This is a genomic window from Pseudomonas sp. 31 R 17, from assembly GCF_900004915.1.
Classification (GTDB): domain Bacteria; phylum Pseudomonadota; class Gammaproteobacteria; order Pseudomonadales; family Pseudomonadaceae; genus Aquipseudomonas; species Aquipseudomonas orientalis_A.
Window position 1 is genome coordinate 1 of record NZ_CVTN01000064.1, and the last position, 9382, is coordinate 9382.

General features: G+C 62.4%; 8 protein-coding genes. 1 reads left to right on the forward strand and 7 read right to left on the reverse strand.

Translation table 11 applies throughout. From position 1 onward, the window contains the following. From BFP89_RS11865 to pilM, 7 genes are all read right to left on the reverse strand, one after another. Nucleotides 1-1125, reverse strand: a 1125-nt coding sequence (locus BFP89_RS11865) for an AAA family ATPase (protein ID WP_065885696.1), incomplete at its 3' end; no start/stop codon positions are given. A gap of 10 nt (nt 1126-1135) precedes the next feature. Continuing rightward, the gene (aroB, locus tag BFP89_RS11870; RefSeq protein WP_065885697.1) at nt 1136-2236 is read right to left on the reverse strand and encodes a 3-dehydroquinate synthase; all 1101 of its coding nucleotides are present in this window, start codon (nt 2234-2236) and stop codon (nt 1136-1138) included. 125 nt (nt 2237-2361) lie between these two features. Then, on the reverse strand, nt 2362-2880 hold the full coding sequence (gene aroK, locus BFP89_RS11875) for a shikimate kinase AroK (protein WP_065885698.1): 519 nt from the start codon (nt 2878-2880) through the stop codon (nt 2362-2364). Nucleotides 2881-2884: 4 nt separating this feature from the next. After that, nucleotides 2885-4210, reverse strand: coding sequence for a type IV pilus secretin PilQ (locus BFP89_RS11880; protein ID WP_065885768.1), 1326 nt, complete (start codon nt 4208-4210; stop codon nt 2885-2887). A 69-nt stretch (nt 4211-4279) separates the two neighbouring features. Then, entirely contained in the window at nt 4280-5251 is a 972-nt protein-coding gene (locus tag BFP89_RS11885) for a pilus assembly protein PilP (RefSeq protein WP_065885699.1), read from the reverse strand. Next, on the reverse strand, nt 5248-5799 hold the full coding sequence (locus tag BFP89_RS11890; RefSeq protein ID WP_065885700.1) for a PilN domain-containing protein: 552 nt from the start codon (nt 5797-5799) through the stop codon (nt 5248-5250). The genes BFP89_RS11885 and BFP89_RS11890 overlap by 4 nt, the downstream gene beginning before the upstream one ends. Beyond that, the gene (gene pilM / locus BFP89_RS11895) at nt 5796-6452 is read right to left on the reverse strand and encodes a type IV pilus biogenesis protein PilM (protein WP_065885701.1); all 657 of its coding nucleotides are present in this window, start codon (nt 6450-6452) and stop codon (nt 5796-5798) included. Before pilM ends, BFP89_RS11890 begins: the two co-directional genes overlap by 4 nt. Before the next feature lie 218 nt (nt 6453-6670). Between pilM and BFP89_RS11900 the strand changes: the two genes are divergently transcribed. Further along, nucleotides 6671-9133, forward strand: a complete 2463-nt coding sequence (locus BFP89_RS11900; RefSeq protein ID WP_370671215.1) for a penicillin-binding protein 1A — start codon at nt 6671-6673, stop codon at nt 9131-9133. The last annotated feature ends 249 nt before the right edge of the window (nt 9134-9382 follow it).

Below are 9382 nucleotides of genomic sequence, written 5' to 3' on the forward strand. Positions count from 1 at the left end.
TGGGGTGGCTGGGGTGCCAGCCGGTACGCCCGCAGGCGGTGCGGTGGTCGTCACGGTTGGCGGCGTGGCGCTGGAGCCTTCCACCGGCACACCGTCGTCGCCTTCGGAGATGCCACCGGCTTCCTCGGCCAGTGGGCCGCGCATGACCGGTTGGCCGACCATCGGCAGGTTGGTCGGTTGGCCGGAGTTGGCGAATTCGACATTTGGCGTGGGCTTGCCCAGTGGCAACTGCGCCTGTTCGGTTGGCGCGCCAGCAGTGGTCGGCGCCTTGCTGCGGCCTGGAATCAACCAGGCGGCGGCAACGGCGACCACGACAACGGCGGAAATAGCCAATACGTGCTTCTTAGGCATAGTGAACCCCATCTTTGGACGCTTGACCGCAGAGCGGCTGGCAATCATGGCTTCGATCATTGCATCGCGGGCAACCTGATTGATGTTGCCAGGCCAGCCATCGGAGCTTTCGTGAATATCAGAGATCTGCGCAGCGGAGAAAAGTTCGATACCGGCCCCTGCACCTTCGAGGCGCTGAGCCAGGTATTCGCGGGTCTCTTCTTCTTCGTAGGGCTGCAATTCGATGACGTGAAACAGCTCTTGCTCACCGCTGATCTGTTCCAGATCGGCGATCAGCGACGACTCACCGAACAGGAACACATGGGGACGACCTTCCGGCGTACCCGCCGCCAGCGCCAGCAATGCTTCCAGGGCGGACTCGTCGAGTTGCTCGGCGTCATCCACCAGCAAATAGACTTCCTGGCCGGTCAGGCCCAGCTGCACCACCTGCTTGAGGATCGCGTTCGGCTCGGCGTTGGCGACGTCCAGCGCCTGCGCCACCTGGCGCAGCACGCCGGCCGCATCACCGGCGCCACGGGCCGAGACCACGACGCTCTGCACCGATTGCTTGTTGGTGCTGGCGACCAGCGCCTGGCGCAGCAATGTCTTGCCGCTGCCCAACGGCCCCGTGACCACCAGCAGCAACTGGCTGTAGCGCGCGAGGTGGTGCAATTGCCCCAGTACCGGCTTGCGCTGGGCAGGGAAGAATTTGAAACCAGGCACCCGTGGAGCGAAAGGGTCGTGGCTCAAGTGATAATGGCCGAGGAACGCCTCGTCGGCATGCAAACTAGTCATCGCGATCTTATTAACCTTTAAGCTGGGCCAGGGCGCGGTAATCCGCTCCCAGCGTGGCCTGTAAAATCTCTTTCGGATAATCGTCGGTCACCACCGCTTCGCCCATGTGGCGCAACAGCACCAGCCGCAGCCGACCGTCGATCACTTTCTTGTCTATTGCCATGTGCTCCAGGAAATCCGCTTCGGTCATCTCGGACGGCGGAATCACCGGCAAGCCGGCGCGCTGGAACAGACGGATCCCGCGATCACGCTCCTGGGCGCTGATCCAGCCCAGGCGCTGCGACATCTCCAATGCCATCACAGTGCCAGCCGCGACGGCTTCCCCATGCAGCCACACACCATAGCCCATGTGGGTTTCGATCGCATGGCCGAAGGTATGACCCAGGTTCAGGGTAGCCCGTACACCGGACTCCCGTTCGTCGGCATTGACCACCAGCGCCTTGGCTGCGCAGGAGCGGGAAATTGCCTCGGTGAGTGCCACCTGGTCGAGGGCGCGCAGGGCGTCCATGTGTTCTTCCAGCCAGGTCAGGAAGGGCTCGTCGCAGATCAGCCCGTACTTGATCACTTCCGCCAGGCCCGCCGACAGCTCGCGGGGTGGCAAGGTGTTGAGGGTGGCCGTGTCGATCAGCACGGCCTGCGGCTGATAGAACGCGCCGACCATGTTCTTGCCCAGCGGATGGTTGATGCCGGTCTTGCCGCCCACCGACGAATCGACCTGGGACAACAGCGTGGTCGGCACCTGGATAAAGTCCACGCCACGCTGGTAACAGGCGGCCGCGAAGCCGGCCATGTCGCCGATCACACCGCCGCCCAGGGCGACCACGGTGGTGCGGCGGTCATGCCGTGCGCGCAGCAGGCCATCGAAAATCAGCTGCAGGGTTTCCCAGTTCTTGTGGGCTTCGCCGTCGGGCAGGATTACCGAGATCACCGAATACGCCGCCAGGCTGCGGCTCAGACGCTCCAGATACAGCGGCGCCACCGTTTCGTTGGAGATGATCGCCACCTGCCGACCGGCAATATGCGGTGCGAGCAATTCGGGCAGGTCCAACAGACCTTCGCCAATATGGATCGGGTAGCTGCGCTCGCCTAGATCGACCTTAAGTGTCTGCATGTGTCCCCGCGTTGAAGAGAGTGTGACGACCGGTAACGCCTGGATCAGACGCTGCCTGATGGCTCTATGCCATGCCCCGCAAGGTCATGACGCGCCGCCGAGAATAGCGCATTTGCGGCCAGGCTTTAACGGGGTGCCAGCCGTTGCAGGCGCTCAAGAATATCGAGTACCACCATTCGGGGCGGCCGTTCATCGGTTTCCACCACCAGATCGGCGATCTCCCGATACAGCGGATCGCGCAGCGCAAGCAGGTCCCGCAGGGTTTTTTCCGGGTTGGCCGTGCGCAGCAATGGGCGATTGCGATCACGAGCCGTGCGGCCCACCTGCTGCTCGACCGAGGCATGCAGATACACCACCCGACCACCGGCATGCAGGGCGCGGCGATTCTCATCACGCATCACTGCGCCTCCGCCGGTGGCCAATACCACGCCATCGCAGCCGCACAGCTCGGCAATCATTGCCTGCTCGCGGTCGCGAAAGCCCAGTTCGCCTTCCTTATCGAAGATCCATGGGATATTGGCACCCGTGCGCAATTCAATTTCCTTATCGGAATCTTTGAACGGCAGGCGCAGCTCTTTGGCCAGCAAACGGCCGATGGTGCTTTTTCCAGCCCCCATCGGCCCTACAAGAATCAAATTTCGCACAGAATCAACGACTCACAGCAATCGCCTGGTTATTCATGATACGCGGAGTCAGGAATACCAGCAGCTCGGATTTTTTCTCCGACCGCACATCGCGCCGGAAAAGGCGGCCAAGATACGGCACATCGCCCAAAAATGGCACTTTATCTAGCACTTTGCTCTGGGTATTGGAGAAAACCCCGCCGATGACAATGGTCTCGCCATCCTTGACCAGGACCTTGGCATTGACCTCGTTTTTCTTGATCGGCGGCACGTCGTTGAGTTTGTTCAAATAGTCGGGTTCGTCCTTGGTGACTTTGACCACCATGATCACATGATCGTCAGGGGTGATCTGCGGCGTGACCTCCAACGACAGCGAAGCTTCCTTGAAGGACACCGAGGTGGCGCCCTGGGACGTGGATTCCTGATAGGGAATCTCGGTGCCCTTGAGAATGCGCGCGGTTTCCTTGTCCGAGGTGACCACCTTGGGCTGTGAGACGATTTCGCCGTTGCCGGACTTTTCCATGGCGGTCAGCTCAAGGTCCAGCAGCAGGTTGTCGGTAATAAACGCCAGCCCCAGGCCCGATGTGCCGGTCAGCGAACCCAAATCGACAAAGGGTGAACTGGGTGGGTCCGGCGGTGGCTGCGCACCATCCGCCACGGGCCTGGAAATACCGCCGGCGCCCCAATTGCCGCGATTGAGCCGCCCACCCCAGCGCACGCCCAGGCTTTTGTCGTAATCGACATTGGCCTCGACAATGCGCGCCTCGATCATCACCTGGCGCACCGGGACGTCCAGCTGCGCCACGATCCGCCGCAGCTCTTGCAGCCGCTCTGCGGTCTGGTAGGCGATGATATTGTTGGTGCGGTCGTCCACCGCCACCGAACCGCGTTCGTCGGTCGCGCCTTCAAAGCCGGCCATGGACTGGAACAGCTTGGCCAGGTCCGCCGCCTTGGCGTAATTGACCTGCAGCAACTCCCGGCGCAACGGCGCCAGTTCAGCCATCTGCTTGCGCGCCTCCAGCGTCAGCAGTTCGCGTGCGGCCAATTCGTCGGCGGGGGCCACCAGCAAGACGCCGGCCTTGACCCGCTTGTCCAACCCCTTGGCTTGCAACACCAGGTCCAGCGCCTGGTCCCAGGGCACGTCCTTGAGCCGCAGGGTGATCGAACCCTGCACCTCGTCTGCGGCCACCAGGTTCAGGCCGGCGACATCGGCGATTTGCTGCAATGCCGCGCGCAAATCGATGTTCTGGAAATTAAGGTTCAGTGTGTCGCCTGTGTAGCCGGCCGACGATGCGCTTTCGGGCGGCGGCAGATGGATAAGGTCGACGCGATTGGGCACAGCAGCAGCCATCGGCACCGTGAACGCTATCCATAGCGCCACGCCGAAGGACAAGAAAATCCTTTTCATTGTTTGATTCCGTTATGAGTTGACGTTCAACACCAGCGTTCGTGGGCGCTCCAGCCAGAGGCCCTGTTCATCGGGAAAGCGCTCGACCAGCTCCACATGGCCGTCCTGGATGGCCGTGACCTGACCATGATCCGGACCGAGGTAGTCGCCGACCGCCAGCCGATGCACCGTTGATCCGGCACGCAGCAACGCAAAGCTCTGCCCGCCGCCGGATAACGTACCGACCATGTCGAACTGGTCGATTGCGATGCCCTCCAGCAGCCCGCGCGGCCGTGTGAGATCCGGAGCAGGGGCGGGCCGCCCAGGCGTATGGTCCGGCTGCAAGGCGGTCAGTTGAAACGGGTCGCGCAGGGAGGTCGCGTCGTACACAAAACGCGGAGCCGGGACGCCCGCCTGTGATGCCTTGCCCCCCTGGAAAACGCCTCGATAGGCCTTGATCAGCAGCTCCAGGCGCAACAAAGCCCCTTCCGAGCGCAACGCCAGGTCATGCACCGTGACGACGCGCTGCAAACTACCCAGGGCGCTGACGAACGCCGCCAGGTCGTGATAACCCCCTGTAACGCCAACCTTCAAGGGTTGTTCGACATGGAACGGCTGCGACGCCTCGTCCATCACCTCGACGCCCTCGACCCATACGCCCTTGGCAACCGCCAGCCGAGCGATGTCTTCAAGCAAGTCCGGCACTGCAGCGTCACCGGACAGTTGCCCTTGAAGATCCGCGACGATGTCTTCCATCACCCTGACGCGCTCGGTGTGCGCCTCAAGGTCTGCGGCCACACCAGCGCTCTGTTCAAGCTGCCCGCGCAGCACCTGCTCGCGCGCCTCCAACCCGTGCAATCGCGCTCGCGAAGCGCCCAGGTATGACACCTCCGCTATCAACAGCACCAGGCCGCCCAGGGTGCAGCCAAGCAGCACCTTTCCGGGCCAGGGCCATTTTGCAGCGTTGTAGGTGAGTGCGGAAAAGTCGAGCCCGGGCAGGCTCATGGTTGCGCCTCGATGGTTTCCCCCTGGCGCACCATCAACTGAAACTGATGAGCGCCGCGCTCACCCTCTGCCTGAACACGCTCGAGCCGCGCCGAATGGCCGCCTTGCGACGCCTCCAGCCGACGCATCAACTGGGCGATATCCTGGTTGCTGTCGGCACTGCCGCGGATGCTGAGCGTATCGCCGTTGGCGACCACCTCATGCAGATGAACGCCATCGGGCATCGTGCGCGCCAGCTGATCGAACAGCCGAGCGCCGGAGGAGCGAGCGTCGTGCAGGTCCTGCATCACCTTCATGCGCTGCGCCAATTGCTGGCTTCGCTCCTGCAGGTCGTCGATGGTCTTGATTCGTGAGTCATGCGCGGCGACATTCCCGTCCAGGCGCACGTTGCGGGTGACCTGCCGGTCTATCGCCTGGTCGATCACTTGATCGGCCAGCCACACCGCCGCGAGCGCCAGGCAGGCAAACGCCAGCAAAAGCACCAGCAAATACTTGCGGCGCCGCTCGGCCAGCAGTTGGCGCCAAGGCAAAAGATTGATTCGTGTCATCCAGCGAAACTCCTCAGGGCCAACCCGCAAGCCACTCCCATCCCGTGGGCATCGGCGGCCCATTGTGCGCCATCGACTCGATGACCTGGCGTGAAGCTGGCAAAATCCTGACGGCAAGCGCGCTCCAATGCAAATGCTTCGACATCCACCACCCGTGTCACCAGCCCGGCCAGGCCCAGGACCGCCTCGCGCGCCTCGACCTGTTCGCGCAGGCAAGCCGCCAACATGACCTGCACCCGCCCGGCGCCCTGGGACGACGGGCCGCGTACCTGAAAATCGATGGCAACTTCGTCCAGAGGATAAGGAATGTATTGGTCAGCCTCCATGTGTATCTGCCAGGCCCTCTCTTCATCGCTGAGGCCTGCGTCCATTTCGATCACCCGCGTAATCACCGACGGGCCCGAGACGGCCACGGCTGCGTGCCTGGCGCGACTGTGCAGCCGCGATAATGCCTGCTGCAGCGCCCGCCCGGCCCCTTCAAGGTCGAGCACGGTGCCATCGACCACCGCATGCGCCGGCAACCCCTGCGCGGCGTAGCCCTGAATGCTGAAACCCTGCGCCGAACGGCCCAGCTCGATCAGCTTGATACCTCGGTCATTGATGTCGACGCCGAGAACGATGGCGTGTTTTCGCCTGAAAAATCCCTTTCCCATAAAACTCCCTAAAGCTTTGCCTGTCTTACCGCCTGATTGCCTCCGGGCCGTGCATTCGGTCGACTTGTTTGAGCCGTGCGAATGACGCCCGGAGGCGAAAATGCTTTAATGCCCAGCGTTTTTTCCCGCTTTTTATCTGCCGCCCGGGTCGATCCATCGTTCGCCATGCATGCCCCGACGCGTAACTCTTTCTTTTCTCTGGAAATCCAAAAGCCTTGATTCGTCTGCTGAAGTTTTTCGGGTACTCCATTGTCGCGATCGTCTGCGGGCTGCTGCTCGTACTCAGCGGGGCCTACCTCTACCTTAGTCCGGGTTTGCCGTCGGTAGAGGCCCTCAGAAGTATCCAGTTGCAGATTCCTTTGCGGGTCTACAGCAGCGATGAAAAACTGATCGCGGAGTTCGGCGAAATGCGCCGTACACCGATCCGTTTCGCCGACATTCCGCCCAATTTCATCAACGCATTGCTGTCGGCTGAAGACGATAATTTCGCCAACCACTACGGCGTCGACCCCAGCAGCCTGGTCCGTGCAGCCACGCAATTGGTAAAAAGCGGACACATTCAATCCGGCGGCAGCACCATCACCATGCAGGTGGCGAAGAACTTCTTCCTCACCAGCGAGCGCAGTTTTTCGCGCAAAGCCACCGAGATCCTGCTGGCGCTGCAGATCGAACGCCAGTTGACCAAGGACGAAATCCTCGAGCTGTACGTCAACAAGATTTACCTGGGCAACCGTGCCTACGGCATCGAGGCGGCGTCCCAGGTGTACTACGGCAAGTCGATTCGGGATGCGAGCCTTGCGCAAATGGCGATGATTGCCGGCCTGCCCAAGGCGCCGTCGCGCTTCAACCCGCTGGCCAATCCGGCGCGCAGCAAGGAGCGTCGCGACTGGATCCTGGGGCGCATGTACAAGCTCGGCAAGATCGACCAGACGGCTTACGAAAGTGCCGTGGCCGAACCACTGAACGCCAGCTATCACGTGCCGACGCCGGAAGTGAATGCGCCGTATATCGCCGAAATGGCCCGTGCGGAAATGGTTGGCCGGTATGGCAGCGAGGCCTACACCGAAGGTTTCCGCGTAACCACCACCGTTCCGAGCAACTTGCAGGAAATTGCCAACCATTCGCTGCACGATGGCCTGATCACCTATGACCAGCGCCACGGCTATCGCGGCCCTGAATCGCGCCTGCCGGGCAAGACCCTGAGCGCCTGGACCACCGAACTGGGCAAGCAACGTCCGATCAGTGGCCTGGAGCCGGCCATCGTCACCCAGGTCAAGAAAGATGGCGTGCAGGTACTGACCCGCAGCGGCGAAGCGCATGTGGCGTGGGACAGCATGAAATGGGCACGTCCATTCCTGAATACCAACAGCATGGGCCCGATGCCCAAGCAGCCGTCCGACGTGGCGCAGGTGGGTGATTTGATCCGCGTGCAACGCCAGGCCGATGACAGCCTGAAATTCAGCCAGGTACCGGTCGCCCAGGGCGCCCTGGTGTCCCTGGACCCGCAAAATGGTGCGATCCGCGCCCTGGTCGGCGGCTTCGCCTTCGAGCAGAGCAACTACAACCGCGCCACCCAGGCCAAGCGCCAGCCGGGCTCGAGCTTCAAGCCGTTCGTCTACAGCGCCGCGCTGGATAACGGCTACACCGCCGCCAGCCTGGTCAACGATGCGCCGATTGTGTTCGTCGATGAGTACCTGGACAAGGTCTGGCGCCCGAAGAACGACACCAACACCTTCCTCGGCCCGATCCGCATTCGCGAGGCGCTGTACAAGTCGCGCAACCTGGTGTCGATCCGCCTGCTGCAGGCGATGGGCGTGGGCAAGACCATCGACTACATGACCCGCTTTGGTTTCGCCAAGTCTGACCTGCCGCCGAACCTGTCCCTGGCCCTGGGCACCGCGACCCTCACGCCGATGGAAATTGCCACCGGCTGGAGCACCTTTGCCAACGGCGGCTACAAGATCTCGCCGTACCTGATCGACAAGATCGAAAGCCGCAATGGCGACACACTGTTCACCGCCAACCCGCCGCGGGTACCCGGCGATGTGGTCAATGGCGTGGCGGCAACCGATGGTCTCGCCGCGCCGAGTAACGGCGGCATCACCATTGAGCCGACGCCAGGGACGACGCCTGCCGCAAACGCTCAAGCGCCGGGCGAGCCACAGGCACCGGCGGTGGCTGAACGCATCGTGGATGGCCGCACCACCTATATCCTCAACAGCATCCTGCAGGACGTGATCAAGAAGGGCACCGGCCGACGTGCATTGGCCCTGGGCCGTGCGGACATCGCGGGCAAGACCGGTACCACCAACGAATCCAAGGATGCCTGGTTCTCCGGCTACAACGGTGACTACGTGACCACCGTATGGACCGGTTACGACCAGCCGGAAAGCCTGGGCCGTCGCGAATTCGGCGGCACCGTGGCGCTGCCGATCTGGATGAGTTACATGGGTGCCGCCTTGAAGGACAAGCCGCTGCACACCCAGCCGGAACCGGAAGGCATCCTCAGCCTGCGCATCGACCCGGTGAGTGGCCGCGCGGCCTCGCCAAGCACGCCGAACGCGTACTTCGAACTGTTCAAGAGCGAAGACACGCCGCCGTCGGTCAACGAGCTGGGCAACGGCGCCGTACCGGGCAGCCCGCTGCCGGCGGATGAAGGCGCGCCAATCGACCTCTTCTAAGGCGCAACACAGCTTCAATGTGGGAGGGGGCTTGCCCCCGATTGCAGGCTGTCAGCCAATGAATCCGGGGCTGATGCACCGCTACCGGGGCATAGGTATCTACACAATTCTGTAGCGCCCAACCGTAACCACGATGCGAAGCGAGTCGCTCTTGACCTTGATCTTGATCTGCTTTTGATCTTGATCTCAGGCGCCCCGTTAAACCACGCTGGCCGAACGCAGGCTTGAATCCGTGGGCAACCCGGCAGG

Coding starts and splice junctions, on each gene's coding strand:
- aroB (WP_065885697.1), bottom strand. CDS start 2,236: ATGCAGACACTTAAGGTCGATCTAGGCGAGCGCAGCTACCCGATCCAT.
- BFP89_RS11885 (WP_065885699.1), bottom strand. CDS start 5,251: ATGAGCCTGCCCGGGCTCGACTTTTCCGCACTCACCTACAACGCTGCA.
- pilM (WP_065885701.1), bottom strand. CDS start 6,452: ATGGGAAAGGGATTTTTCAGGCGAAAACACGCCATCGTTCTCGGCGTC.
- BFP89_RS11880 (WP_065885768.1), bottom strand. CDS start 4,210: ATGGCTGCTGCTGTGCCCAATCGCGTCGACCTTATCCATCTGCCGCCG.
- BFP89_RS11890 (WP_065885700.1), bottom strand. CDS start 5,799: ATGACACGAATCAATCTTTTGCCTTGGCGCCAACTGCTGGCCGAGCGG.